Origin of the sequence: Streptomyces sp. NPDC093225 (assembly GCF_044753805.1) — a bacterium.
Taxonomy (GTDB): Bacteria; Actinomycetota; Actinomycetes; order Streptomycetales; family Streptomycetaceae; genus Streptomyces.
The window spans coordinates 1-26,166 of record NZ_JBIVNX010000058.1 but is presented as its reverse complement, the minus strand read 5'-3'; the positions used below and the strand labels follow the sequence as shown (position 1 = coordinate 26,166).

Here is a 26,166-nt window from a genome sequence, read left to right as displayed (position 1 = left end):
CGCAGAAATTTAGAGTCGTCGGGAGAACCCGCCGTGGCCGAGTCGCTCTCCGAGCACACCGCTGATGTGATCGTCGTCGGGGCCGGGCCGGCCGGCTCCGCCACCGCGTACCACCTGGCCAAGGCGGGACTCGACGTCCTGCTGCTGGAGAAGACGGCCTTTCCGCGCGAGAAGGTCTGCGGCGACGGCCTGACCCCGCGCGCGGTCAAGCAGCTGGTGGCCATGGGCATCGACATCTCGGAAGAGGCCGGCTGGCTGCGCAACAAGGGCCTGCGCATCATCGGCGGCGGGGTGCGGCTCCAGCTGGACTGGCCCGATCTTGCGTCGTTCCCCGACTACGGCCTGGTGCGCAAGCGCGACGACTTCGACGAGCAGCTGGCCCGCAACGCGCAGAAGGCGGGCGCGCGGCTGTACGAGCAGTGCAACGTGGGCGAGCCGATCCGCGACCCGCGCACCGGGCACATCACGGGCGTGCACGCGAAGCTGGGCGACGAGAAGACCCCGGTGACCTTCCACGCCCCGCTGGTGGTCGCGGCCGACGGCAACTCCACGCGCCTGTCGCTGGCCATGGGCCTGCACCGGCGCGAGGACCGGCCGATGGGCGTCGCCGTCCGGACGTACTTCGAGTCCCCGCGGCACGACGACGACTACCTGGAGTCCTGGCTGGAGCTGTGGGACCGGCGCGGTCCGCAGGACCGGCTGCTGCCCGGGTACGGCTGGATCTTCGGCATGGGCGACGGCACGTCCAACGTGGGCCTGGGCATCCTCAACTCCTCCAAGGCCTTCCGGGAGCTGGACTGGCGCGAGGTGCTCAAGGCCTGGTGCGCGTCGATGCCGGCGGACTGGGGCTACACGCCGGAGAACATGACGGGCCCGATCCGCGGCGCCGCGCTGCCGATGGCCTTCAACCGCCAGCCGCACTACACCAAGGGCCTGCTGCTGGTCGGCGACGCCGGCGGCCTGGTGAACCCCTTCAACGGCGAGGGCATCGCGTACGCCATGGAGTCGGGCGCGATCGCGGCCGAGGTCATCGTCCAGGCGCACGCGCGGTCCACCCCGGCGCAGCGCGAGCTGGCGCTGCACCACTACCCGCGGATCCTCAAGGACACCTACGGCGGCTACTACACGCTGGGCCGCGCCTTCGTGAAGCTGATCGGCAACCCGAAGGTGATGCAGATCGCGGCGCAGCGGGGGCTGACGCACCCGATGCTGATGAAGTTCACGCTCAAGATGCTGGCGAACCTGACCGACCCGTCGGGCGGCGACGCGATGGACCGCATCATCAACGGCCTCTCGCGGGTGGCCCCGAAGGCCTGACGCCGTCCGGGCCACGGCCCCGCCCCGAACCCGTTCCGGCGCTCCGCGCCGGTTCGGGGGTCCGGGGCGGAGCCCACGGTTTCGGGAAGGGGCGGGGAGGGGGAGTCGCCCCGCAGGGCAACGACCCGCGGCCGAGCGGCGACGGACGGCCGGGCCGTATCCGGGCCGGGCCGGGACCGGGACCGGTCAGCGGCGGAGGGCTTCGGCGGGGGCGACGCGCGCCGCCCGCACCGCGGGGTGCACCCCCGCGAGGAGCCCCACCCCCAGCCCGACCAGCGGCGCGAGCCCCACGACGTACCCCGGCACGACGGGGGTCCACGACCGGACGACGGCGACGAGCACGACGGTCACCACCCCCACCGACGTCCCCACCAGCCCCCCGAGCGCACCGAGCACCCCCGACTCCGCCAGGAACTGCGCCGCCACGTGGCGGCCCCGCGCCCCCAGCGCCCGCCGCAGCCCGATCTCCGCGCGCCGCTCCAGCACCGCCACCAGCGTCGTGTTGGCGATCCCGACCGCGCCGATGACCAGGCACACCGAGGCCAGCAGCAGGAACAGCGCCCCCAGGTCCGAGGTCACCGTGGTCCGCAGGGCCCGCGGGTCGGGCGGCGGCACCGCCCGCAGGTACTCGGGATGGTCGGGCCGCAGCGCGACCGGCGCCAGCGCCGCCACCTGCCGCGCCGCGCCCAGCTCGGTGGCGATCAGCATGCGCGCGCTCCCCGGGGTGGGCGGCCCCCACAGCTCCTCGGCGGTGGACCGCGGCACCAGGACGGACAGCAGCGCGTCCGGCTGCCGGCGTACGTCGGCCAGGATCCCGGCCACCAGGAACGGTTCGCCCCCGATCCGTACCGCGGGCCGGGCCGCGAGCGTGGTGATGCCGAGCCGGTCGGCGACCCCGGGGCCGATGACGGCCACCCGCTGCCGGGTCCGCTCGGCGAACCCGTCGTACAGCCGCCCCTCGCGCAGCCGCGGGACGGTCGCCCGTACCGCGCCGGGCGAGGCGGCGAGCACGGGCGCGCCCGGATCGCCACCGGCCCCGTCACCCGCGTCGACGCCGCCCGTTCCGGTGGCGCCCGCACCGTCCCCGCCCGGGCCCGGCAGCCGTACGGGCCACCACACGCCCGCGTCGCGGATGCCGGCCAGCGCGCCGATGCGGCGCTCCGCGTCCGCGGGGAAGCCGGGTCCGGCGAACCCGTCCCGCTGCACGGCCACGTCCTCGACGGTCACCTCGGTGGCGGTGAGCGCGTCGAACCGCCCGTCGATGCGGGCCGCGAGGGTCGCCGTCAGCCCCAGGACCGCCACCAGGCTGCCCACTCCGAGCACCGTCCCGAGGGCGGTCAGCGCCGCCCGGCCGGGCCGGCGCAGGATCCCCGCGAAGGCCTCGCCGAACAGGTCGCGGACGGTCATCCGGGTCCGTTCGACGCCCTCGGGGTCCCCGGCATCCCCGCCACCCCGGTCCGCCCCGGGCCGGGTCGTCCCGGTCGTCGTCACGCCCCCACCCGCCCGTCGCGGATGGTCAGGGTCCGGCCGGCCCGGGCGGCCACGGCCGGGTCGTGGGTGATGACGACCACCGTCATGCCGGCGGCGTGCAGTCCGTCCAGCAGCCCGAGGACGGAGGCCGCGTTGGCGGAGTCGAGGTTGCCGGTCGGCTCGTCGCACAGCAGCAGCGACGGCCGCCCGGCGAGGGCCCGGGCGACGGCGACCCGCTGCTGCTCGCCGCCCGACAGCCGGCCGGGCGGGGCGTCGGTGCGGTGCCCGAGGCCGACGCGGTCGAGGGTGTCGCGGGCGCGTACGAGGCGCTCGGCGCGCGGGAGTCCGGTGTAGAGCCGGGCGAGGGCGACGTTCTCCAGGGCGGTGAGGTGGGGCAGCAGGTGGAAGGCCTGGAACACGAACCCGATGCGCCGGCCGCGCAGCGCGGTGCGCGCGGCGTCGCCGAGCGCACCGGTGTCGATGCCGTCGAGGAGGTACCGGCCGCGGGTGGGGGAGTCGAGCAGCCCGGCGACGTTGAGGAAGGTCGACTTCCCGGATCCCGAGGGTCCGACGACCGCCACGAACTCCCCCCGCCGGACGGCCAGGTCGCAGTCCGCCAGTGCTTCGACGGGCGGCGGCCCGGGGTACGTGAGCCCGACGCCGCGGAACTCGATGACGGGGGCCCCGGCCGGGGCGGGGGCGACCGGGGCGGCCCGGCGCCGCAGCAGCCTCATCGCGGTGCTCCCGGGGCCGTGCCGGTGACGACCCGGGTGCCGGGGACGAGGGTGCCCGGCACGGCGGGGGCCACCTCGACGAACCCGTCGCCGGTCGTGCCGGTGCGCACCTCGACCCGGCGCGGGTCGCCGGCGGCGTCGACCGCCGTGACGACCGTACGGCCGTCGGCCCCGGCGGACACGGCGGTGACGGGGACGACCAGGGCGGGCCCCTGGGTGGCGGCGGCCTCGACGGTGAGCCGGACGTCCTGTCCGGCGAACTCGGCGGGCAGCGGGCGGTCCGGGCGGACCACCATCCGGTAGCCGAGGTCGACGGGGCCGCCGCCGGCGCCGTCCCCCTGGCCGGTGCCCGCGCCCGGATCCGCCGACCCGGCGGACGGGGGCCGGCCCGTGGTCCGCTCGGTGGCGACCAGCCGGACCGTGCCGCGGACGTCCTTGCCGGCGGCCTCCGAGGACACGGTCACGGGCTGGCCGGGCCGCAGCAGCCGCCGCTTGTCGTCCTTGAGGTAGGCCTCGACCACGAGTTCGCCCGCGGAGAGGGTGAGGACCGGGCCGGTGGCCGGTGCGCCGACGGCGGCCGCGATCCGGCTGACCCGGGCGGGGAAGGACCGTACGTAGACCACCTCGGCGGCGGGCAGCATCGGCCCGGCGGCCGCCTCGGCCGCCGCCAGCTCGGCCCGCGCGGCGGCGAGCGTCTCGCGCGCCCGGGCCACCTCCCGGTGGAGGCTGCCCTTGGCCCTCCGGTCCGGCGCGCCCGCGCCCGCGCCGGGCCCGGGTGAGCCGGGTGAGCCGGGTGAGCCGGGTGAGCCGGGTGAGCCGCCGGGCCCCGGGGAGCCGGGGGCGGTGGGCGCCCCCGGTCCGGGCGCGGTCGGGCCCGGGGAGCTCGGAGCGGTCGGCGCGGGCGTACCCGAGCCGCTCGGCCCCGAGCCGCCGGCCGGCGCCGCGGCCGCCGCCGCGACGGCCTCGGCGTCCTCCAGGGCCCACCGGGCGTCGCGCACCGCGGTGCGGGCGGCCGCCACGGCGGCCCCGCCGTCCGCGACCGCGGGCAGGGGGGCGTAGCCGACGGCCCGGTAGTGCGCCGTCAGGGCCGCCTTCGTGCCGGCGCCGAAGACGCCCGCCGGGTCGCCGCCCGTGGGGTGGCCCAGCCCGCGCAGCGCCCGCTGGAGCTGCGCCACGTCGGCGCCCACGGCCCCCGGGCGCAGGTCCCGGTAGCCGGGGAGGGCGCCGGGCAGCGCGCACACGGGCCGGCCCGAGACCTCGGCCACCACCTGCCCGGCCCGCACCGGTGCCCCGGCCGCCACCGGCAGCCGGGTCACCACGGCCCGGCCCTCGCCCCCGCCCTGCGGGGCGACCTGCACCGTCTGCCCCGCCACCACGGTGCCGCGCATGACCACGGTCTCGGCGAGCACCCGGCGCTCCACCTCCGCGAGCAGCGGTCCCTGCGGCGGGGGCCCGGTCTCGGCGGCGAGCTGGGCGGGGGACTTCACGAACGCGGTGGCCAGCAGGCCGCCGGTGGTCATCAGGGCCGCCCCGGCGGCGATGCCGAGCACCGCGCGCCGCCCGCGGACGAGCGTGCTCATCCGCCCAGGACGCCTTCCCCGTCGTCGCTCCCGCCCGGCCGCCGGCACTTGCGCAGCTGCTCGGCGTACGTGGTCTTCAGGCTGTGCACCTGTTCCCGGGTCAGCTTCGTGTCGTCGAACTCGCCCGTGACGGGTTTCGGGTCCGGGTACCAGGTGACGCCCTCGCGGCGCATGCAGGCGGTCTCCTCGCGGGCCGCGGCCATCTCCTCGGGCGGGACCGGCTGGGGGCTGGGCGGCGGGGGCAGGAGGGCGAAGCAGGCCTTCTCGGCGGCCGCGACCTTGTCCAGCGGCTGGGACTTGTCCAGCCGGGGGGCTCCGGAGTCCGTGTGCCAGATTTCCAGCCCCTGCCCTTTCAGACAGTCGTAATACGCGATTTCCTCCGCGGTCGGCGGTGGGCCGTCGCTCTCCGCGGGGTCATTGCCACCGGTGCACGCGGCGAGCGAAAGGGACATAAGGAGGACGGCAGTCGCAATTCGCGGCCGCATCGGGGCGCTTGGCATGGACGTGAAGGTTATGAGGGGATTCCGGGGTGCCCCAGACGACTATCGGCCAACCTCGAAAGCCCGCTTGTGCGCGGATAGCGCAGCCCGTTTAATCCCGGGGCGGCACTGCCGTGTCACGCGATGCCTGTGAGCCCAAAAACCCCCAACGGTGAGGAATAGGCGATGAATCAGACACTTCGCAGACTGGCTTCCGCTTCGGTCGCGGCCGCCGCCCTCGGCGCCGTCGTGCTGGCCGCCGCGTCGCCCGCGGCCGCCTACGCGAAGAACGGCTACCTGGAGGCCGACGAGTTCGGGCTCTATTACGAATCCGGCACCGTCGGCTGCGTATTCGATCTGAGCGGCGCGGACGTGAACTTCACCGACGACGCGTTCCGCGGGCCGTCCGGTTGCCTCGGATACGGGCGCAACGTCAACGACAACACGGAGTCCTACCGGAACCGCGACGTGGTCACGTGGGAGGTCTGGACCGACACCTACTACGACGGAAGTCTGGGCTACATACCCAAGGGGTATAGCGGGGACGCGTCGAGCGCGTTCAAGAACCGGATCTCGTCGTCCGTCTACAAGTTCGGTTGATCGGCCGGACGGAAAGCACGCGCATGAGCAGGAATTTCCCGGTCCGTGCCCGCCTCGTGCCGCCGGGCCTCGCGGCCGCCCTGGCGGCCGCCCTCGCGCTCACCGGCTGCTCGGGGCCGGCGCCCGCCGACGCGGAGCGGGCGGCCGAGCCGCCGCTGGGCGCCGTGGCGGTCAACCCCGCCACCGCCTCGCTCGCCCTCCCCCTGGACGCGTACCAGGACACGGCGGAGGAGAACCGGCGGATGGACGCCGTCCAGGACCGGCTCACCTCGCGCTGCATGGCCCGGTACGGCTTCGGGTACGCGGCACCGGCGTCCCCGCCCGCCTCCGCGGCGGCCGCCGGGGACCGGCACAGGTACCTGTACGGCCTCGCCGATCCGGCGTACGCGGCGGCGCACGGGTACGACAAGGACGCCGGCGCTCCCCGACCGCCCAAGCCGCACGGGCCGCCGCTCGGCGACAGCGCGTACACCGTGATGTACGGCGAACGGCCGGGCGTCCCCGGCGCGTCGGGCCCGGACCCGCGCACCCAGGAGGAAGCGGACGAAACGCCCAGCGGGATCGCGGTGGGCGGCCGGCCGGTGCCGCCGGGCGGCTGCCAGCGCGAGGGGTACCGCAAGCTCTACGCGCCCGCCAAGGACAGCGTGGACCTGCTGTACGCGTTCGGGCTGGCCTCCGAGGCGCACACCCGGGCCGGGCGGGACTCGCGGGTGCGGGCCGTGCTCGCGAAGTGGTCCTCGTGCATGGCGCAGGGCGGCTATCCGGGCCTGCCGGGGCCGTACGACGTGCAGCGCAAGCTCGGGCTGGCGGCGGACCCGGGCGGGCCGCGGGCGGTCCGGGCGGCCGTGCGCGACGTGGCGTGCAAGCGCGAGGTCAACCTGGTGGGCGTGTGGGCGGCGGCCGAAGCGGCCTACCAGCAGCGCCTGATCGAGGAGCACGCCGAGACGCTGGCGCTCTACGCGCGGCAGCGCGCGCAGCGCTTCCGGCTGGCCGCCGCGCTCGCCTGAGGGCCGAGCCGGGCCGGGCATGCCGGTGGGATCCCACCGGCGTGCTGCAGCGCCGCGCCGGACAGGCCGGAGGGCCGGCACTCCGCCCCCGAGCGGGGGAGTGCCGGCCCCTTCGGGTCCGTGCGTCAGAGGACGCGCACGGCGCCCGACGGGGCGTCGTAGCTCAGCGAACGCTCGACGATGCCCGTGCTCGGGTTCTGCGCGCCCACGAACTTGCCGCCGCCGATGTAGACGGCCACGTGGTAGGCGCTGCCCGCGCCGCCCCAGTACAGGATGTCGCCGGCCCGGAGGTTGCTCAGCGAGACCTGGGTGCCGGCCGTGGACTGCTCCTGCGAGGTCCGCGGCAGGGAGATGCCCGCCTGCCGGAACGCGGCCTGGACCAGGCCCGAGCAGTCGTAGGCGGAGGGGCCGGTGGCGCCCATCACGTACGCCTTGCCGACCTGGGCCAGTGCGAAGTTGACGATCGCCGCGGCGGAGCCGGTGGCGGTGCTCGACGATCCGGAGTCCGAGGAGCCGGAGTCCGAACCGGAGTCGGAGGAGCCCGAGCCCGAGTTCCCGGTCAGCTTGGTGCGGGTGGAGGTGCGGGAGGCGCGCTCGGCGGCGGCCTTGCGCTCGGCCTCCGCCTTCTTCTCGGCCTCCGCCTCGGCGCGTGCCTCGGCCTTGGCCTTCCTGGCCTCGGCGGCGGCGCTCTTCTCGGCGGCGTGCTCGTGGGCGGTCAGCTCGCCGTCGAGGGCGGCCGCGAAGGTGGCGTCGGCCGACTCCGTCACGGCCGAGGAGACGTCGGCGGCCACGTCCAGCTTGAGGACCGGCATCTCCTGAGTGTCGGTCACCGGCTCGGAGGCCGGGGCCGCGCTCGCCGGCCCCGTCATCGCCAGGGTGCTGAGGACGCCACCGGCAACTCCGGCGCGCACCGCGAGCCTCGCGAGGCGGGGGCGGGGCTTCCGGTGGCTGGGTATGTGAGCGGTATGGGACATGGGGACAACCGCTATCAGCCGTTCGCGGTTCCCTTCAAGAAACGTGGTCTCCGCCACAGTTGGCCCCGCCGTGGCGCGAACCGGGCGTGTCGGATGGCTCATTGACGCCGTAACGGACGAAACGGACAGGCGCTCACGAGGCTCTGATCTCTATGTTTGATCAATACGCCCGAATTGCCCCACCGTCTACCATCCGACGACACCGATGGCCAAGCCCCCTTTCGCGGAAGCGAATTCCGCGTGGCCGAGCTCACAGGACCGTCACGTTTGCGCCACCGCTGTCGAGTTAGGGGCGAAGGTTCGGCCGGGGCGGGGTGCGAGCCACCCGCCTGCCGGTCGCCCGGCGCCCACCCGTCGTCCGCCCACCGCCCACCTGACGCCCGCCACCCGCGACGCCCGCCGATGCGCGCGCCCCGCGCGCTCGTGAACGGGTGCACGCGGTCCCGCCCCGTCCGCGCGGGGGCCCGTCGCCCCGGCGCACCGGCGTCCACTCGCGTACGCACGGACTCCCCCTGCCGGGCGACGCGGGTTCCCTTACCACTCCGGCGCCCCATGGACCAATTTGCGTGCAGACTCCATCGTTTGATAGTGCGCCCCCGCCTTCACCTGCGAAAACACCCTCGGATGTCACCTATGGTGACCACTTGCGTGCTTCCGGTGTGAAGATCACCCCTGATCGGGCTTCATGATCCTTCGTCTCGTGGTGGAGATCACAAACTCGGTCCTGTAACCCGTGTCGCAGATCACAGACGGGCGGGCATAAGATGCGCAGCAGTCCGGCTTGTGAACTGCCTCACATGTGCATGATCTTCGCGAGGTGGGACATCCCCGTCGGGCTCAGCGGTCGAACGGTCAAGGACGACTGGAAGGAGCGGGGAGCGTGAATGCGTACGCGCCCATCCTCGTGCTCGGCGCCCTCGGGGCAGGGTTTGCGATCTTCTCCGTGGTCATGGCCACGCTGATCGGCCCCAAGCGCTACAACCGGGCGAAGCTCGAAGCCTACGAGTGCGGCATCGAACCCACCCCGGTTCCGGCCGGCGGAGGCCGCTTCCCCATCAAGTACTACCTGACGGCGATGCTCTTCATCGTCTTCGACATCGAGATCGTCTTCCTCTACCCCTGGGCGGTCACCTTCGACGCCCTGGGGATCTTCGGGCTCGTCGAGATGCTGCTCTTCGTGCTCACCGTCTTCGTCGCGTACGCGTACGTGTGGCGGCGCGGCGGCCTGGAATGGGACTAGGGGCTCACACATGGGACTCGAAGAGAAGCTGCCGAGCGGCTTCCTGCTGACGACGGTCGAGCAGGCCGCGGGCTGGGTGCGCAAGGCCTCCGTCTTCCCGGCCACCTTCGGACTGGCGTGCTGCGCCATCGAGATGATGACCACGGGCGCGGGCCGCTACGACCTCGCCCGCTTCGGCATGGAGGTCTTCCGCGGCTCGCCGCGCCAGGCCGACCTCATGATCGTGGCGGGCCGGGTGAGCCAGAAGATGGCGCCGGTGCTGCGGCAGGTCTACGACCAGATGCCCAACCCGAAGTGGGTCATCTCCATGGGCGTCTGCGCCTCCTCCGGCGGCATGTTCAACAACTACGCGATCGTCCAGGGCGTGGACCACATCGTCCCGGTCGACATCTACCTGCCCGGCTGCCCGCCCCGCCCCGAGATGCTGATGGACGCGATCCTCAAGCTCCACCACAAGATCCAGACCTCCAAGCTCGGCGTGAACCGGGAAGAGGCGGCCCGCGAGGCGGAGGAGGCGGCCCTCAAGGCCCTCCCCACCATCGAGATGAAGGGGCTGCTCCGGTGAGCGAGACCCACGAGCCGACGCCCGAGAACGGCAACAACGTTCCTGCCCCGCGCGACGCGGGCGGCGAGGTCATCGGCGTCCGCAAGGGCATGTTCGGCGCCCGCAACGGCGGCGACACCTCCGGGTACGGCGGCCTGGTCCGACCGGTCGTGCTGCCCGGCGCCTCCAGCCGGCCGTACGGCGGCTGGTTCGACGAGGTGGCCGACGAGCTGGAGGGGGCGCTGGAGGAGCAGGACCTGCTCCCGGCGAACGCCATCGAGAAGACGGTGGTCGACCGCGGCGAACTGACCTTCCACATCGCCCGCGAGCACCTCGTGCGCGTCGCCCGCACCCTGCGCGACGACCCGGCCCTGCGCTTCGAGCTGTGCACGGGCGTCTCCGGCGTCCACTTCCTCGAGGACAAGGGCCGCGAGCTGCACGCCGTCTACCACCTGCGCTCGATCACCCACAACCGGCTGGTCCGCCTGGAGGTCTCGGCGCCCGACGCCGACCCGCACGTGCCGTCCCTGGTCGAGGTCTACCCGACCAACGACTGGCACGAGCGCGAGACGTACGACTTCTTCGGCCTCGTCTTCGACGGGCACCCGGCGCTGACGCGGATCATGATGCCGGACGACTGGCAGGGCCACCCGCAACGCAAGGACTACCCGCTCGGCGGCATCCCCATCGAGTACAAGGGCGCCCAGATCCCGGCTCCCGACCAGCGGAGGTCGTACAGCTGATGTCCACCTCGAACCACACCTCCGACCACGCGGCCGACCCCGCCGCCGCGAGCGCGGCGGCGCGCGAGACCACCGAGGGCACCGTCTACACGGTCACCGGCGGCGACTGGGACGAGGTCGTCGCCTCCGCGGCCAAGGCCGACGACGAGCGCATCGTCGTCAACATGGGCCCCCAGCACCCCTCCACCCACGGCGTCCTCCGCCTCATTCTGGAGATCGAGGGCGAGACCGTCACCGAGGCGCGCTGCGGCATCGGCTACCTGCACACCGGGATCGAGAAGAACCTCGAGTTCCGCAACTGGACGCAGGGCACGACCTTCGTGACGCGCATGGACTACCTGACGCCGTTCTTCAACGAGGCCGCGTACTGCCTCGGCGTCGAGAAGCTCCTGGGCATCACCGACCAGGTCCCCGACCGCGCCTCGGTGATCCGCGTCCTGCTGATGGAGCTCAACCGGATCTCCTCCCACCTGGTCTGCATCGCCACCGGCGGCATGGAGCTGGGCGCGACCACGATCATGATCTACGGCTTCCGTGACCGCGAACTGATCCTCGACGTCTTCGAGCTGATCACCGGTCTGCGGATGAACCACGCGTTCATCCGTCCCGGCGGCCTCGCCCAGGACCTGCCCCCGGGCGCCGTCGACCAGCTCCGCGACTTCGTGAAGACCTTCAAGAAGAACCTGCCGGAGTACGACAAGCTCGCCACCGGCAACCCGATCTTCAAGGCCCGCATGCAGGACGTCGGCTACCTCGACCTGGCCGGCTGCATGGCGCTCGGCGCCACCGGCCCGATCCTGCGCTCCGCGGGCCTGCCGCACGACCTGCGCAAGTCCGACCCGTACTGCGGCTACGAGACGTACGAGTTCGACGTGCCGACCGCCGACAGCTGCGACTCCTACGGGCGGTTCCTGATCCGCCTCGAGGAGATGCGGCAGAGCCTGCGCATCGTCGAGCAGTGCCTGGACCGGCTGGAGCCCGGCCCGGTCATGGTCGCCGACAAGAAGATCGCCTGGCCCGCCCAGCTCGCCCTCGGCCCCGACGGCCTGGGCAACTCGCTCGACCACATCAAGAACATCATGGGCACCTCCATGGAGGCCCTCATCCACCACTTCAAGCTGGTGACCGAGGGCTTCCGCGTACCGGCCGGCCAGGTGTACACCGCCGTCGAGTCCCCCAAGGGCGAGCTCGGCGTGCACGTGGTCTCCGACGGAGGCACCCGCCCCTACCGGGTCCACTTCCGCGACCCGTCCTTCACCAACCTGCAGGCCATGGCGGCCATGTGCGAGGGCGGCCAGGTCGCCGACGTCATCGTCGCCGTCGCCTCCATCGACCCCGTGATGGGAGGCGTCGACCGATGACCACCGCGTCTTCTCGGGGGCAGACCCCCGAACCCCCCCTCTCCCTCGGCATGCCGCAGCTCCCGGCCCCGGACTTCCCGGAGGACGTCCGCGCCCGGCTCGAGGCGGACGCCCGGGAGGTCGTGGCCCGCTACCCCGACAGCCGCTCCGCGCTGCTGCCGCTGCTGCACCTGGTGCAGTCGGAGGAGGGGTACGTCTCCCGCACCGGCATCCGCTTCTGCGCCGAGGTCCTGGGGCTGACCACCGCAGAGGTCACCGCGGTCGCGACCTTCTACACGATGTACCGGCGCAAGCCGTCGGGCGAGTACCAGGTCGGGGTGTGCACCAACACCCTGTGCGCGGTGATGGGCGGCGACGCCATCTTCGACGAGCTGAAGCAGCACCTCGGGGTGGGCAACAACGAGACCACCGAGGACGGCAAGGTCACGCTGGAGCACATCGAGTGCAACGCGGCCTGCGACTTCGCCCCCGTCGTGATGGTCAACTGGGAGTTCTTCGACAACCAGACCCCCCGGTCCGCGAAGGACCTGGTCGACGACCTGCGCGCGGGCCGCCCGGTCTCCCCGACCCGGGGCGCGCCGCTGTGCACGTACAAGGAGACCGCGCGCATCCTGGCCGGCTTCCCCGACGAGCGCGAGGGCGCCGTCGCGGCGAGCGGCGGCGCGGGCCCCGCCTCCCTGACCGGGCTGCGCCTGGCCCGCGGCGAGGCGGCCCCGCACAGCAAGGTCGTGCACCCGCGCGGCGAGGCCGCGGGCGAGGAGGGGGAGTGATGACCGTGACCGCCGAGTCCAACGACGGGGGAACCTCCCAGCCGGGGGCCGGGAACGCCGACAAGCTGTTGGCGCCCGTGCTCTCCGCGTTCTGGGACGCCCCGGAGTCGTGGACGCTCGAGACCTACCGGCGCCACGAGGGCTACGAGGGCCTGCGCAAGGCGCTCGCGATGTCCCCGGACGACCTGATCGCGTACGTGAAGGACTCCGGACTGCGCGGCCGCGGCGGCGCCGGCTTCCCGACCGGGATGAAGTGGCAGTTCATCCCGCAGGGCGACGGCAAGCCGCACTACCTCGTCGTCAACGCCGACGAGTCGGAGCCCGGGACCTGCAAGGACATCCCGCTGCTCTTCGCCAACCCGCACTCCCTCATCGAGGGCATCGTCATCGCCTGCTACGCGATCCGCTCCGAGCACGCCTTCATCTACCTGCGCGGCGAGGTCGTCCCCGTCCTGCGCCGGCTGCACGAGGCGGTGCGCGAGGCGTACGAGGCGGGCTACCTGGGCGAGAACGTCCTCGGCAGCGGCCTGAACCTCGAACTCACGGTGCACGCGGGCGCCGGCGCGTACATCTGCGGTGAGGAGACCGCGCTGCTCGACTCGCTCGAGGGGCGCCGCGGCCAGCCCCGGCTGCGTCCCCCCTTCCCCGCGGTCGAGGGCCTCTACGCGTGCCCCACCGTCGTGAACAACGTCGAGTCCATCGCCTCGGTTCCCGCGATCCTGAACCGGGGCAAGGACTGGTTCAAGTCGATGGGCACGGAGAAGTCCCCGGGCTTCACCCTGTACTCGCTGTCCGGGCACGTGGCCAACCCCGGCCAGTTCGAGGCCCCGCTCGGGATCACGCTGCGCCAGCTGCTCGACATGAGCGGCGGGATGCGGCCCGGGCACCGGCTGAAGTTCTGGACCCCGGGCGGCTCGTCCACCCCGATGTTCACCGACGAGCACCTCGACGTGCCGCTCGACTACGAGGGCGTGGGCGCGGCCGGCTCGATGCTCGGCACCAAGGCCCTGCAGTGCTTCGACGAGACCACCTGCGTGGTCCGCGCGGTCACCCGGTGGACCGAGTTCTACGCCCACGAGTCCTGCGGCAAGTGCACGCCGTGCCGCGAAGGCACGTACTGGCTGGTCCAGCTGCTGCGCGACATCGAGGCCGGCAACGGCGTGATGTCCGACCTCGACAAGCTGAACGACATCGCCGACAACATCAACGGCAAGTCCTTCTGCGCCCTCGGCGACGGCGCCGCCAGCCCCATCTTCTCCTCGCTCACGTACTTCCGCGAGGAGTACGAGCAGCACATCACGGGCAAGGGCTGCCCCTTCGACCCGGCGAAGTCGACCCTGTGGGCCGACACGGAGGTGACCGCATGACCATCACCAGCTCCGCACCCGCCGGGGGCGGCGAGGCCGCGGTCCCGCCGGCGGACCTGGTCTCCCTGACCATCGACGGGGTCCAGGTGTCCGTACCGAAGGGCACCCTCGTCATCCGCGCCGCCGAGCAGATCGGCGTGGAGATCCCGCGGTTCTGCGACCACCCGCTGCTCGACCCGGCCGGCGCCTGCCGCCAGTGCATCGTCGAGGTGGAGGGCCAGCGCAAGCCGATGGCCTCCTGCACGATCACCTGCACCGACGGCATGGTCGTGAAGACCCAGCTCACCTCGCAGGTGGCGGACAAGGCGCAGCGCGGCGTGATGGAGCTGCTGCTGATCAACCACCCGCTGGACTGCCCGGTCTGCGACAAGGGCGGCGAGTGCCCGCTGCAGAACCAGGCGATGTCGCACGGCAACGCCGAGTCCCGCTTCGAGGGGAGGAAGCGGACGTACGAGAAGCCGGTGCCGATCTCCACGCAGGTGCTGCTGGACCGCGAGCGGTGCGTGCTGTGCGCGCGCTGCACCCGCTTCTCGAACCAGGTGGCCGGCGACCCGATGATCGAGCTGCTGGAGCGCGGCGCGCTGCAGCAGGTCGGCACCGGCGAGGGCGACCCGTTCGAGTCGTACTTCTCCGGCAACACCATTCAGATCTGCCCGGTGGGCGCGCTGACCTCGGCGGCGTACCGGTTCCGCTCCCGCCCCTTCGACCTGGTCTCCTCGCCGAGCGTGTGCGAGCACTGCGCGGGCGGCTGCGCCACCCGCACCGACCACCGGCGCGGCAAGGTGCTGCGCAGGCTGGCCGCGGAGGACCCGGAGGTCAACGAGGAGTGGGTGTGCGACAAGGGCCGGTTCGGCTTCCGGTACGCCCAGCGGCCCGACCGGCTGACCACGCCCCTGGTGCGCAACGCCACGACGGGTGAGCTGGAGCCGGCGAGCTGGCCGGAGGCGCTGGACGCGGCCGCGCGCGGACTGGCGGCCGCGCGCGGCCGGGCCGGCGTGCTGACCGGCGGCCGGCTGACGGTCGAGGACGCGTACGCGTACGCCAAGTTCGCCCGGACCGTGCTGGAGACCAACGACATCGACTTCCGGGCCCGGGTCCACTCGGCGGAGGAGACGGACTTCCTGGCCGCCACCGTCGCCGGACGCGGCAGGGACCTGTCCGGGACCGGTGTCACGTACGCGTCGCTGGAGCAGGCCCCCGCGGTGCTGCTGGCCGGCATCGAGGCCGAGGAGGAGGCCCCCGGGGTCTTCCTGCGGCTGCGCAAGGCGTGGCGCAAGCACAAGCAGCGGACCTTCGCGCTGGCGCCGTTCGCGACGCGGGGCCTGGAGAAGGCGGGCGGCACGCTGCTGCCGGCCGCCCCCGGCACCGAGCCGGAGTGGCTGGCGGCGCTGGCGTCCCGCACCGGCCTGGAGGCGGGCGGCGACGAGGCGGCCGAGGCGCTCCGGCAGCCGGGCGCGGTCATCGTGGTCGGCGAGCGGCTGGCGGCCGTACCGGGCGGACTGACCGCGGCGGTGCGGGCGGCCGCGGCCACCGGCGCCGGGCTGGTGTGGATCCCGCGCCGGGCCGGCGAGCGGGGCGCGGTCGAGGCGGGCGCCCTGCCGTCGCTGCTGCCCGGGGCCCGGCCGGCCACCGACCCGCGGGCCCGCGAGGAGGTCGCGGCCGCCTGGGGCCTGGACGAGCTGCCGCACCGGTACGGGCGGGACACCGGGCAGATCGTGGAGGCCGCGGCCACCGGTGAACTGGGCGCGCTGCTGGTCGGCGGCGTCGAGGTGGCCGACCTGCCGGACCCGGCGCGGGCGCGCGAGGCGCTGGCGGAGGCCTTCGTGGTGTCGCTGGAACTGCGGCCGAGCGAGGTCACCGAGCGGGCGGACGTGGTCCTCCCGGTGGCGGCCGCGGCCGAGAAGGCCGGCGCGTACGTCAACTGGGAAGGGCGGCTGCGGCCGTTCGAGGCGGCCCTCAAGCCCGACCAGATGACCCGGCCGCTGGCGCCGGCCGACGGCCGGGTGCTGCACATGCTGGCGGACGCGGACGGCCGCGCGCTGGGCCTGCCCGACGTGCACGCGGTGCGCGCCGAGCTGGACCGGCTCGGGCACTGGGCCGGGGAGCGGGCCGCCGAGCAGTCCGCGGACACCCGGGCCGTGCCCCGGCCGGCCGCCGGCGAGGCGGTGCTGGCCGGCCACCGGCTGCTGCTGGACCTCGGCCGGCTCCAGGAGGGCGACGAGGCGCTGGCGGGCACCCGGCACGAGGCGAGCGCCCGTCTGTCGGCGGCCACGGCGGCCGAGACGGGCGTCAAGGACGGCGACGCCCTGGCGGTCACCGGCCCCGCCGGCACCGTCGAACTGCCGCTGCGGATCACGCAGATGCCGGACCGGGTGGTCTGGCTCCCGCTGAACTCCGTCGGCGGCGGCGTCCTCTCCGACACGGGCGCCCAGCCGGGCTCCCTGGTCCGTATCGGCCCGTCCGTGGCGGACGGTGCCGGCGACACGACGCCGGAGGTGCGCGCGTGAACGCGGTACAACTCGCGGCCGAGGACCTTTCGCTCTTCGGCCGCGACCCCTGGTGGCTGGTCCTGCTGAAGGCGGTCTTCTGCTTCGCCTTCCTGATGGTGACCGTGCTCGTCTCCATCGTCATGGAGCGCAAGGTCGTCGGCTGGATGCAGCTGCGCATCGGCCCGAACCGGCACGGACCGTGGGGCTTCCTGCAGTCGCTGGCCGACGGCATCAAGCTGATGCTGAAGGAAGACCTGATCGTCAAGCGGGCCGACAAGGTCGTGTACGTCCTGGCCCCGATCATCGCGGCGGTCCCCGCGTTCATGGCGATCGCGGTGATCCCGTTCGGGCCCGCGGACGACGAGGTCTCGATCTTCGGCGTCCGCACGACGATGCAGCTGACCGACCTGCCGATCGCGATGCTGTACGTCCTCGCGGTGGCCTCGGTCGGCATCTACGGCATCGTGCTGGCCGGCTGGTCGTCCGGGTCGACGTACCCGCTGCTCGGCGGCCTGCGCTCGTGCGCGCAGATGATCTCGTACGAGATCGCGATGGGCGCGGCCTTCGCCTCGGTCTTCCTCTACTCCGGGTCGATGTCGACCTCGGCGATCGTGGAGGCGCAGGCGGACCGTTGGTACATCGTGCTGCTGCCGGTGTCCTTCATCATCTACGTCGTCACGATGGTCGGCGAGACGAACCGGGCCCCGTTCGACATGCCGGAGTCCGAGGGCGACCTGGTCGGTGGCTTCAACACCGAGTACTCGTCCATCAAGTTCGCGATGTTCATGCTGGCCGAGTACGTCAACATGGTCACCGTCTCGGCCGTGTCGGTCACCCTCTTCCTGGGCGGCTGGCGGGCCCCGGCGCCGATCTCCACGTACTGGGAGGGCGCCAACCACGGCTGGTGGCCGCTGCTCTGGTTCGTCATCAAGGTGCAGCTGCTGCTGTTCTTCTTCGTCTGGGTGCGCGGCACGCTCCCGCGCGTGCGCTACGACCAGCTGATGAAGCTCGGCTGGAAGGTGCTCATCCCGGTCTCGGTGGTGTGGCTGATGCTCGTCGCCACCGTCCGGGCGCTGCGCAACGAGAACTACGACTTCGGCCGGATCGTGCTCTACGTCGGCAGCGCGGTGATCGTCGTGCTGCTGCTGTCCTTCGTCGCCGACCTCTTCCGCGACCGGCGGTCCAAGGCGGCGGAGGCCACCGCGAAGGCCGCCCCGCCGGCCACCTTCGACCCGATGGCGGGCGGGTTCCCCGTACCGCCGCTGCCCGGGCAGACCCTTCCGCCGGTGCCGCGCCGACGGCCCCGTCACGAGCGGGAGCTGATTGTCAGTGGCGGAACCGATACTGACAGTGACCGAGAGGAGGGTGCTGAGAATGTCTGACGAGAAGTGGCAGAACCCGGTGGCCGGCTTCGGCGTGACCTTCAAGGCCATGTTCAAGAAGCGGCTGACCGAGCAGTACCCGGAGCAGCCGAAGACCACCGCCCCGCGGTTCCACGGACGGCACCAGCTCAACCGCCACCCCGACGGTCTGGAGAAGTGCATCGGGTGCGAGCTGTGCGCCTGGGCCTGCCCCGCCGACGCCATCTACGTGGAGGGCGCGGACAACACGGAGGAGGAGCGCTACTCGCCGGGCGAGCGGTACGGGCGCGTCTACCAGATCAACTACGCCCGCTGCATCCTGTGCGGGCTGTGCGTCGAGGCGTGCCCCACGCGGGCGCTGACGATGACGAACGAGTTCGAACTGGCCGACGCCAGCCGCGAGTCGCTCATCTACACCAAGGAGCAGCTGCTCGCCGGCCTCACCGAGGGCATGGTCGAGGCGCCGCACGCGATGTACCCCGGTACGGACGACCAGGACTACTACCGGGGGCTGGTGACGGGCGCGGCGCCCGGGACCGAGCGGCAGGTGGCCGTGTCCAAGGGCGAGGGCCCGCAGGGGTCCGACGCCGTCCCGGGTCCGGCCGAGCCGGCGTCGGGGAAGGTGGCCGGCCGATGAGCGCCCTCCTCACCACCGCGGCCGACGCCTCGGTGACCTCCAGCGGCGAGGCCGTGCAGTTCTGGGTCCTCGGCACGGTCGCGGTGATCGGCGCGCTGGCCACCATCCTGATGAAGAAGGCCGTGCACAGCGCACTGAGCCTCGCCGCGACGATGATCGTCCTGGCGGTGTTCTACCTGGCCAACGGGGCCTACTTCCTGGGCGTCGTCCAGGTGATCGTCTACACCGGCGCGATCATGATGCTGTTCCTGTTCGTGGTCATGCTCGTCGGCGTCACCGCGGCGGACTCCCTGAAGGAGACCATCAAGGGCCAGCGGTGGCTGGCCGCCGCGGCCGGTCTGGGCTTCGGCATCCTGCTGATCGCGGGCATCGGGAACGCGGGGCTGAAGTCCTTCACGGGCCTGGGCCGGGTCAACTCCGGCGGGCACGTCCAGGCGCTGGCCGAGCTCATCTTCACCAAGTACGTCTTCGCGTTCGAGATCACCGGCGCGCTGCTGATCACGGCGGCCGTCGGCGCGATGGTGCTCACGCACCGCGAGCGCACCGAGCGGGCCGCGACCCAGCGCGAGCTGGCCGAGCAGCGGGTCCGCGAGGGCAAGCAGCTCCCGCCGCTGCCGGCGCCGGGCGTGTACGCGCGGCACAACGCGGTGGACGTCGCGGGCCTGCTGCCCGACGGCACGCCGTCGGAGCTGACCGTCAACAAGACGCTGCGCTCGCGCGGCCAGGTCCGCGACGTCTCGGCGCAGGCGCTCAAGGACCTCAAGACGCTGGAGCAGCGGTCCGCGGAGCGACTGGGCCGGGAGCTCAACCAGGGCGCCGGGCGTGAGGAGGCGTCCAAGTGAACCCCGTCAACTACCTCTACCTCTCGGCCCTGCTGTTCACGATCGGCGCGGCCGGGGTGCTGATCCGGCGCAACGCGATCGTGCTGTTCATGTGCGTCGAGCTGATGCTGAACGCCTGCAACCTCGCGTTCGTCACCTTCTCGCGGATGCACGGCAACCTCGACGGCCAGGTCATCGCGTTCTTCACGATGGTCGTCGCCGCCGCGGAGGTCGTGGTCGGCCTCGCGATCATCGTGTCGCTCTTCCGCACCCGCCACTCGGCCTCGGTCGACGACGCCAGCCTGATGAAGCTGTAAGGGGTCGATCAACAGTGGAGAACCTGATTGCGCTGCTGGTCGCGGCGCCCCTGCTCGGAGCGGCGGTGCTGCTCTGCGGCGGCCGCCGGCTCGACCGGGCCGGCCACTGGCTGGGGACCTTGCTCGCGGCCGTCTCGTTCGGCGTCGGACTGGCGCTGTTCGCGGACATGCTGGGCCGCTCCGGCGAGGACCGGACGATGACCCAGCACCTGTACAGCTGGATCGCGGTGGGCGACTTCCGGGCCGACGTCGGCTTCCAGCTCGACCAGCTGTCGATGACCTTCGTCCTGCTGATCACCGGCGTCGGCACGCTCATCCACGTGTACTCGATCGGGTACATGGAACACGACGAGCGCCGCCGCCGCTTCTTCGGCTACCTCAACCTGTTCCTCGCGGCGATGCTGCTGCTCGTCCTGGCCGACAACTACCTGCTGCTGTACGTCGGCTGGGAGGGCGTGGGCCTCGCCTCGTACCTGCTGATCGGCTTCTGGCAGCACAAGCCCAGCGCGGCCACCGCCGCGAAGAAGGCCTTCCTGGTCAACCGGGTCGGCGACATGGGCCTCTCGATCGCGATCATGCTGATGTTCACCACCTTCGGCACCTTCGCCTTCGAGCCGGTGCTGAAGGAGGCCGGCGAGGCCACCGAGGGCAAGCTGACGGCCATCGCCCTGATGCTGCTGCTGGCCGCCTGCGGCAAGTCGGCCCAGGTGCCGCTGCAGTCCTGGCTCGGCGACGCGATGGAGGGCCCGACCCCGGTCTCGGCCCTCATCCACGCCGCGACGATGGTGACCGCGGGCGTCTACCTGATCGTCCGCTCCGGAGCGATCTTCAACGGGGCGCCCGACGCGCAGCTCGTCACGACCGTGGTCGGCGGCGTCACGCTCCTCTTCGGTGCCATCGTCGGTTGCGCGAAGGACGACATCAAGAAGGCCCTCGCCGGCTCGACCATGTCGCAGATCGGCTACATGGTGCTGGCCGCCGGACTCGGTCCGATCGGCTACGTGTTCGCCATCATGCACCTGGTGACGCACGGCTTCTTCAAGGCCGGGCTGTTCCTGGGTGCCGGCTCGGTGATGCACGGCATGAACGACGAGGTCGACATGCGCAAGTACGGAGGCCTGCGGACGTACATGCCGATCACCTTCGTCACCTTCGGCCTCGGCTACCTGGCCATCATCGGCTTCCCGTTCCTGTCGGGCTTCTTCTCCAAGGACGCGATCATCGAGGCCGCCTTCGCCAAGGGCGGCACCGAGGGCTGGATCCTCGGCGGCGTGACCCTGCTGGGCGCGGCCATCACCGCCTTCTACATGACCCGCGTGATGCTGCTGACGTTCTTCGGCGAGAAGCGCTGGCAGCCCGCCCCCGACGCGGACGAGGCGGCCGGCGTCGAGCCGGCCGGCGAGCACCGCGCCGGCGAGCTGCCGCACCCGCACGAGTCGCCGAAGTCCATGACGATCCCGATGGTCCTGCTGGCCTTCGGATCGGTCTTCGCGGGCGCGTTCTTCGCGGTCGGCGACCGGTTCCTGCACTGGCTCGAGCCGGTGACGGGGCACGAGCACGGCAACCCGCCGGTCAGCGCGATGACGGTCACGCTCGCGACGATGGCCTGCCTGGTCGTCGGCGTCGCGATCGCCTGGTCGATGTACGGCCGCCGGCCGGTCCCGGTCACCGCCCCGCGCGGCTCGCTGCTCACCCGCGCCGCCCGCCGCGACCTGTTCCAGGACGACTTCAACCACGTCGTGCTGGTGCGCGGTGGCGAGCACCTGACCCGCTCGCTCGTGTACGTCGACCACAGCCTGGTCGACGGGGTCGTCAACACCACGGCCGCCGCGGTCGGCGGCGCCTCCGGCCGGCTGCGCCGGCTGCAGAACGGCTACGCCCGCTCCTACGCGGTCTCGATGTTCGGGGGCGTGGTGGTACTGATCGCCGCGACCCTGCTGATGAGGGCGGTGTGAAATGAGTTTCCCGCTTCTGACGGCGACGGCCGCGCTCCCCGCGGCCGGCGCGATCCTCACGGCGGCCGTACCGGCGGCCCGCAGGACCGCCGCCAAGTGGCTCGCGCTGCTCTTCTCCGTGGCGACGCTCGCGCTGGCCGCGGTGGTCGCGGTCCGCTTCGAACCGGGCGGCGCCCGCTACCAGCTCACCGAGTCCCACGCCTGGATCGAGGACTTCGGCGTCCGGTACCAACTCGGCGTCGACGGCATCGGGGTGGCGCTGATCGCGCTCACCGCGCTGCTGATCCCGTTCGTGATCGCGGCCGGCTGGCACGACGCCGACCCGCTGGAGACCCGATCCACCCGCTGGCGGCCGACCCAGGGCTTCTTCGCCCTGATCCTGATGGTCGAGGCCATGGTGATCATCTCCTTCGAGGCCACCGACGTCTTCCTCTTCTACGTCTTCTTCGAAGCCATGCTCATCCCGATGTACTTCCTCATCGGTGGCTTCGGCGACCGCGCGCACAGCGGTACGGACGACAACGCGGCGGCCCAGCGCTCGTACGCGGCCGTGAAGTTCCTGCTCTACAACCTGGTCGGCGGCCTGATCATGCTGGCCGCGGTGATCGGCCTGTACGTGGTCACCCACACCTTCTCCCTCACGGAGATCGCCGACCTGCGCGCCGCCGGCAAGATCGACATGGCCACCAACACCGAGCGGCTGCTGTTCCTCGGCTTCTTCTTCGCCTTCGCGGTGAAGGCCCCGCTGTGGCCGCTGCACACCTGGCTGCCCAACGCGATGGGCGAGGCCACGGCCCCGGTCGCCGTCCTGATCACCGCGGTGGTCGACAAGGTCGGCACCTTCGCGATGCTCCGCTTCTGCCTCCAGCTCTTCCCCGAGGCCAGCAAGTGGGCGACCCCGGTCATCCTGGTGCTCGCCCTGATCAGCATCGTGTACGGCGCGCTCCTCGCGGTGGGGCAGCGCGACATCAAGCGGCTGGTCGCCTACGCGTCGATCTCGCACTTCGGCTTCATCATCCTGGGCATCTTCGCGATGACCACCCAGGGCCAGTCCGGCGCCACGCTCTACATGGTCAACCACGGCCTGTCGACGGCGGCGCTGATGCTGGTGGCCGGCTTCCTGATCTCGCGGCGCGGCTCCCGGCTCATCGCCGACTACGGCGGCGTGCAGAAGGTGGCGCCGGTCCTGGCCGGCACGTTCCTGATCGGCGGTCTGGCGACCCTGTCGCTGCCGGGCCTGGCGCCCTTCGTGAGCGAGTTCCTGGTCCTGGTCGGCACGTTCGCCCGGTATCCGGTCGTGGGTGTGATCGCCACCTTCGGCATCGTGCTCGCGGCGCTGTACACGCTGGTGCTGTACCAGCGCACCATGACCGGTCCGGTCAAGGAGGAGGTCCGGGCCATGCCCGACCTGCGTCCGCGCGAACTGCTGGTGGTGGCCCCGCTGATCGCGCTGCTGATCTTCCTGGGCGTCTTCCCGAAGCCGCTCACGGAGATCGTCGACCCGGCCGTCCGCCACACGATGTCCGACGTGCAGCAGCACGACCCCCGGCCCGAGGTGGAGGCGGCCAAGTGAGCACGAGCATGGTGGGCATGGCGGGCCTGACGGGCATGGCGGGCATGGTGGGTCATGCGTCCGCGGCCGTCGACCCCGTCGAGCGGATCCCCGCCCCGCACATCGAGTACGCCCAGCTGTCCCCCACCCTGATCGTGGTGGGCGCGGCGGTCGTCGGCGTCCTGGTCGAGGCGTTCGTCCCGCGCAAGTACCGCCACTACACGCAGGTGTTCCTCACGATCGCCGCGCTGGCCTCGGCCTTCGCGGCGGTGGTCGGGCTCGCCGCCGCCGGGTACGGCACGACCAAGGCGCACATCGCGGCCATGGGCGCGATCGCCGTGGACGGCCCGGCGCTGTTCCTGCAGGGCACGATCCTGCTGGCCTCGATCGTGGCCGTGTTCACCTTCGCCGAGCGCCGGCTCGATCCGGCCGCGCACGGCAACAAGGTGGACTCCTTCGCCGCCCAGGCGGCCTCGGTCCCGGGCAGCGACAGCGAGAAGGCCGCGGTCCGGGCCGGGTTCACCACCAGCGAGGTCTTCCCGCTGGTCCTGTTCGCGATCGCGGGCATGCTGGTCTTCCCCTCGGCGAACGACCTGCTGACCCTGTTCGTGGCCCTGGAGGTCTTCTCGCTGCCGCTGTACCTGCTGTGCGCCGTGGCCCGCCGCCAGCGGCTCATGTCGCAGGAGGCCGCGGTCAAGTACTTCCTGCTCGGCGCCTTCTCGTCGGCGTTCCTGCTGTTCGGCATCGCCCTGCTGTACGGATACGCGGGCACCGTCACGTACGCCGGCATCGCCGACGTCGTCGACGGCACGGTGGCGACGATCGACCCGACGCTGGCCGCGACCATGGGCAACGACGCGCTGCTGCTGATCGGCGGTGCGCTGGTGGTGATGGGCCTGCTGTTCAAGGTCGGCGCGGTTCCGTTCCACATGTGGACCCCGGACGTGTACCAGGGCGCCCCGACCCCGGTGACCGGCTTCATGGCCGCCGCCACGAAGGTCGCCGCGTTCGGCGCGCTGCTGCGGCTGCTGTACGTGGTGCTGCCGGGCCTGCGCTGGGACTGGCGGCCGGTGATGTGGGGCGTCGCGATCGTCACGATGCTGGCCGGTGCGGTCATCGCGGTCACGCAGACGGATGTGAAGCGCCTGCTGGCGTACTCCTCGATCGCGCACGCCGGGTTCATCCTGGCCGGTGTCATCGCCACCACCCCGGACGGCATCTCCTCGGTGCTGTTCTACCTGGCCGCGTACTCGTTCGTGACGATCGGCGCCTTCGCGGTGGTCACGCTGGTGCGCGACGCGGGCGGCGAGGCCACGCACCTGTCCAAGTGGGCGGGGCTCGGGCGGCGCTCGCCGCTGACGGCGGCGGTCTTCGCGGTCTTCCTGCTGGCCTTCGCGGGCATCCCGCTGACGTCCGGTTTCGCCGGGAAGTTCGCGGTGTTCTCGGCGGCCGCGGAGGGCGGGGCCGGGGTGCTGGTCGTGGTGGGTGTGCTCTCGTCCGCGATCGCCGCGTTCTTCTACATCCGGGTCATCGTGCTGATGTTCTTCAGCGAGCCGAAGGCCGACGGCCCGTCGGTTGCGGTGCCGTCCCCGCTGACGATGACGACCATCGCGGTGGGGGTGGCGGTCACGCTGGTGCTGGGGCTCGCGCCGCAGTACTTCCTGGATCTGGCCAGTCAGGCGAGTGTGTTCGTGCGCTGAGGGGCTTGGAGCTCGGAGTTCCGGGCTTGGTGCTGGGAGTTCGGAGCTTGGTGCTTGGAGTTCGCAGCTAGGAGTTCGGAGCTTGGTACGGCCGGGGCCCGGCCACCCTTGAAGGGGTGGTCGGGTCCTGGTGTGTTGTGTGGGTGGTGGGTGGTGGGTGGTGGGTGGTGGGTGGTGGGTCAGTGTGGTGGGGTGGTGCTGCCCGGTTTGCAGGTGACGGTGGGGTTCCAGGTCTTGTACGTGCCGTCCGGGTTGTCCTTCCACAGCCACACGTGGAGGTCGTAGTGGACCGGTTGGCCGGGCTTGTGGCCCGGCATGGGGCCGTTGAACTGCTGGCCGAAGATCGTGGGACGGTCCTGCGCGGTGGTGAGGTCGCCGTCCTTGTCAGGGACCAGCCACTCGGCGCCGACCAGCTCCCGCTCGCCGGTGCGCGGGTCGTCCTCGTAGAGGAGGGCGGCGGGGCGACTGGGGTCGGTGGAGCCGATGTTCTCCGGTTTCCAGTAGTGGATGCCCATGGCTCCGCCGCCCTTGGGGTCCTTCATGCAGAAGGTGTCGGGTTGCCAGCCGTCGTTGAGGGCGTACGGCTCCCAGACGTAGCGTTCCGTGGCCGCGTAGGCCTTGGTGAGGTCTCCCCAGACGGCCGGGTCGGGCGGTTCGGAGCCGACCGGGCCGGCCGCGGCGGCGGGGGCCGCCGTCAGCGCCAGGGAGGCCGCGGCGGCCAAGGGGAGCAGCGCCTGGAGGCTGCTGCGTGGCGTTCGAGCGGGCATGCGCAAGCTCCTCGGGGTCCGCGGTCCTCACCTGACCGCCACACAGCAGGATGTCCCGGGGTCGTGCGCCCTGCCACCGGGGCGGGCTGTCGGGGTGAACGGCGTTCCGCCGTGCCCGTGTGCCCTGTGTGCCTTGTGCCCCGTGTGTCCTGTGCCCCGTGTGTCCCGAGCGCTTCTGTGTGAGGTGCTGGGGGCGAGGGGCCCGCTTCGAGGGGTGGGGCGGTGTCGGGGTGGGCTCGCTTCGGGGGTGGGTCCCGTGGTGTGTGGGTCCCCTCGGCGCTTGACGGGGGTGGCCTGCAGGCCCTGCGGCAGGCCCACCCCGGAGGCTTTGGGGCTTCGCCCTGGCCTTCGGCCACCTCCGGCCCGGGCCTGCCTCCGGTC

The 26,166-nt window shown here is 72.4% G+C and carries 23 protein-coding genes; 17 read left to right on the top strand and 6 right to left on the bottom strand.

Annotated elements, in window-relative coordinates; genetic code table 11:
• The first annotated feature begins 33 nt into the window (after positions 1–33).
• A complete protein-coding gene (locus ACIQCH_RS33415) occupies positions 34–1,317 on the top strand; it encodes a geranylgeranyl reductase family protein (protein ID WP_402587206.1) in 1,284 nt (427 codons plus the stop codon).
• Between the two features lie 186 nt (positions 1,318–1,503).
• On the opposite strand, the gene ACIQCH_RS33410 is transcribed toward ACIQCH_RS33415, so the two are convergent.
• The 4 genes from ACIQCH_RS33410 to ACIQCH_RS33395 all read right to left on the bottom strand — a co-directional run bounded on the left by ACIQCH_RS33410 (position 1,504) and on the right by ACIQCH_RS33395 (position 5,553).
• On the bottom strand, positions 1,504–2,724 hold the full coding sequence (locus tag ACIQCH_RS33410) for an ABC transporter permease (RefSeq protein ID WP_402587233.1): 1,221 nt from the start codon (positions 2,722–2,724) through the stop codon (positions 1,504–1,506).
• Between the two features lie 80 nt (positions 2,725–2,804).
• Positions 2,805–3,521, bottom strand: coding sequence for an ABC transporter ATP-binding protein (locus ACIQCH_RS33405; RefSeq protein WP_402587204.1), 717 nt, complete (start codon positions 3,519–3,521; stop codon positions 2,805–2,807).
• Positions 3,518–5,101 (bottom strand): peptidoglycan-binding protein, encoded by a 1,584-nt coding sequence (locus ACIQCH_RS33400; protein WP_402587202.1) that lies wholly within the window; start codon positions 5,099–5,101, stop codon positions 3,518–3,520. Before ACIQCH_RS33400 ends, ACIQCH_RS33405 begins: the two co-directional genes overlap by 4 nt.
• On the bottom strand, positions 5,098–5,553 hold the full coding sequence (locus tag ACIQCH_RS33395; protein ID WP_402587201.1) for a hypothetical protein: 456 nt from the start codon (positions 5,551–5,553) through the stop codon (positions 5,098–5,100). Before ACIQCH_RS33395 ends, ACIQCH_RS33400 begins: the two co-directional genes overlap by 4 nt.
• Before the next feature lie 213 nt (positions 5,554–5,766).
• On the opposite strand from ACIQCH_RS33395, the gene ACIQCH_RS33390 reads away from it, so the two are divergent.
• Together ACIQCH_RS33390 and ACIQCH_RS33385 are read left to right on the top strand one after the other, a co-directional pair.
• On the top strand, positions 5,767–6,180 hold the full coding sequence (locus ACIQCH_RS33390) for a peptidase inhibitor family I36 protein (RefSeq protein WP_402587199.1): 414 nt from the start codon (positions 5,767–5,769) through the stop codon (positions 6,178–6,180).
• Between the two features lie 23 nt (positions 6,181–6,203).
• Entirely contained in the window at positions 6,204–7,187 is a 984-nt protein-coding gene (locus tag ACIQCH_RS33385; RefSeq protein ID WP_402587198.1) for a hypothetical protein, read from the top strand.
• Between the two features lie 125 nt (positions 7,188–7,312).
• Here the strand turns inward: ACIQCH_RS33385 and ACIQCH_RS33380 are convergent, their stop codons facing one another.
• Positions 7,313–8,161, bottom strand: coding sequence for a C40 family peptidase (locus ACIQCH_RS33380; RefSeq protein WP_402587197.1), 849 nt, complete (start codon positions 8,159–8,161; stop codon positions 7,313–7,315).
• An 880-nt stretch (positions 8,162–9,041) separates the two neighbouring features.
• On the opposite strand from ACIQCH_RS33380, the gene ACIQCH_RS33375 reads away from it, so the two are divergent.
• From ACIQCH_RS33375 to nuoN, 14 genes are read left to right on the top strand one after another with little or no spacing between them, the layout of a single operon-like run.
• Entirely contained in the window at positions 9,042–9,401 is a 360-nt protein-coding gene (locus ACIQCH_RS33375) for an NADH-quinone oxidoreductase subunit A (protein ID WP_030201784.1), read from the top strand.
• 10 nt (positions 9,402–9,411) lie between these two features.
• Complete coding sequence (locus ACIQCH_RS33370; protein ID WP_402587195.1) at positions 9,412–9,966, top strand: NuoB/complex I 20 kDa subunit family protein; 555 nt, start codon at positions 9,412–9,414, stop codon at positions 9,964–9,966.
• Positions 9,963–10,688, top strand: coding sequence for an NADH-quinone oxidoreductase subunit C (locus ACIQCH_RS33365; RefSeq protein ID WP_402587193.1), 726 nt, complete (start codon positions 9,963–9,965; stop codon positions 10,686–10,688). The genes ACIQCH_RS33370 and ACIQCH_RS33365 overlap by 4 nt, the downstream gene beginning before the upstream one ends.
• Positions 10,688–12,049 (top strand): NADH-quinone oxidoreductase subunit D, encoded by a 1,362-nt coding sequence (locus tag ACIQCH_RS33360; protein WP_402587191.1) that lies wholly within the window; start codon positions 10,688–10,690, stop codon positions 12,047–12,049. The genes ACIQCH_RS33365 and ACIQCH_RS33360 overlap by 1 nt, the downstream gene beginning before the upstream one ends.
• The gene (gene nuoE, locus ACIQCH_RS33355; protein ID WP_402587189.1) at positions 12,046–12,819 is read left to right on the top strand and encodes an NADH-quinone oxidoreductase subunit NuoE; all 774 of its coding nucleotides are present in this window, start codon (positions 12,046–12,048) and stop codon (positions 12,817–12,819) included. The genes ACIQCH_RS33360 and nuoE overlap by 4 nt, the downstream gene beginning before the upstream one ends.
• A complete protein-coding gene (nuoF, locus tag ACIQCH_RS33350) occupies positions 12,819–14,186 on the top strand; it encodes an NADH-quinone oxidoreductase subunit NuoF (RefSeq protein WP_402587187.1) in 1,368 nt (455 codons plus the stop codon). Before nuoE ends, nuoF begins: the two co-directional genes overlap by 1 nt.
• The gene (locus ACIQCH_RS33345) at positions 14,183–16,693 is read left to right on the top strand and encodes an NADH-quinone oxidoreductase subunit G (protein WP_402587185.1); all 2,511 of its coding nucleotides are present in this window, start codon (positions 14,183–14,185) and stop codon (positions 16,691–16,693) included. The genes nuoF and ACIQCH_RS33345 overlap by 4 nt, the downstream gene beginning before the upstream one ends.
• The gene (nuoH, locus tag ACIQCH_RS33340) at positions 16,690–18,057 is read left to right on the top strand and encodes an NADH-quinone oxidoreductase subunit NuoH (protein ID WP_402587183.1); all 1,368 of its coding nucleotides are present in this window, start codon (positions 16,690–16,692) and stop codon (positions 18,055–18,057) included. The genes ACIQCH_RS33345 and nuoH overlap by 4 nt, the downstream gene beginning before the upstream one ends.
• Positions 18,050–18,673: an NADH-quinone oxidoreductase subunit NuoI gene (gene nuoI / locus ACIQCH_RS33335; protein ID WP_402587181.1), complete on the top strand. Its 624-nt coding sequence runs from the start codon at positions 18,050–18,052 to the stop codon at positions 18,671–18,673. The genes nuoH and nuoI overlap by 8 nt, the downstream gene beginning before the upstream one ends.
• A complete protein-coding gene (locus ACIQCH_RS33330; protein ID WP_402587179.1) occupies positions 18,670–19,515 on the top strand; it encodes an NADH-quinone oxidoreductase subunit J in 846 nt (281 codons plus the stop codon). Before nuoI ends, ACIQCH_RS33330 begins: the two co-directional genes overlap by 4 nt.
• A complete protein-coding gene (gene nuoK, locus ACIQCH_RS33325) occupies positions 19,512–19,811 on the top strand; it encodes an NADH-quinone oxidoreductase subunit NuoK (protein ID WP_030201756.1) in 300 nt (99 codons plus the stop codon). The genes ACIQCH_RS33330 and nuoK overlap by 4 nt, the downstream gene beginning before the upstream one ends.
• A gap of 14 nt (positions 19,812–19,825) precedes the next feature.
• On the top strand, positions 19,826–21,766 hold the full coding sequence (nuoL, locus tag ACIQCH_RS33320; RefSeq protein WP_402587177.1) for an NADH-quinone oxidoreductase subunit L: 1,941 nt from the start codon (positions 19,826–19,828) through the stop codon (positions 21,764–21,766).
• Between the two features lies 1 nt (position 21,767).
• A complete protein-coding gene (locus ACIQCH_RS33315) occupies positions 21,768–23,339 on the top strand; it encodes an NADH-quinone oxidoreductase subunit M (RefSeq protein WP_402587175.1) in 1,572 nt (523 codons plus the stop codon).
• Between the two features lie 35 nt (positions 23,340–23,374).
• Positions 23,375–25,018, top strand: coding sequence for an NADH-quinone oxidoreductase subunit NuoN (gene nuoN / locus ACIQCH_RS33310; RefSeq protein ID WP_402587231.1), 1,644 nt, complete (start codon positions 23,375–23,377; stop codon positions 25,016–25,018).
• A gap of 179 nt (positions 25,019–25,197) precedes the next feature.
• On the opposite strand, the gene ACIQCH_RS33305 is transcribed toward nuoN, so the two are convergent.
• The gene (locus tag ACIQCH_RS33305; RefSeq protein ID WP_402587173.1) at positions 25,198–25,785 is read right to left on the bottom strand and encodes a hypothetical protein; all 588 of its coding nucleotides are present in this window, start codon (positions 25,783–25,785) and stop codon (positions 25,198–25,200) included.
• Positions 25,786–26,166: the final 381 nt, after the last annotated feature.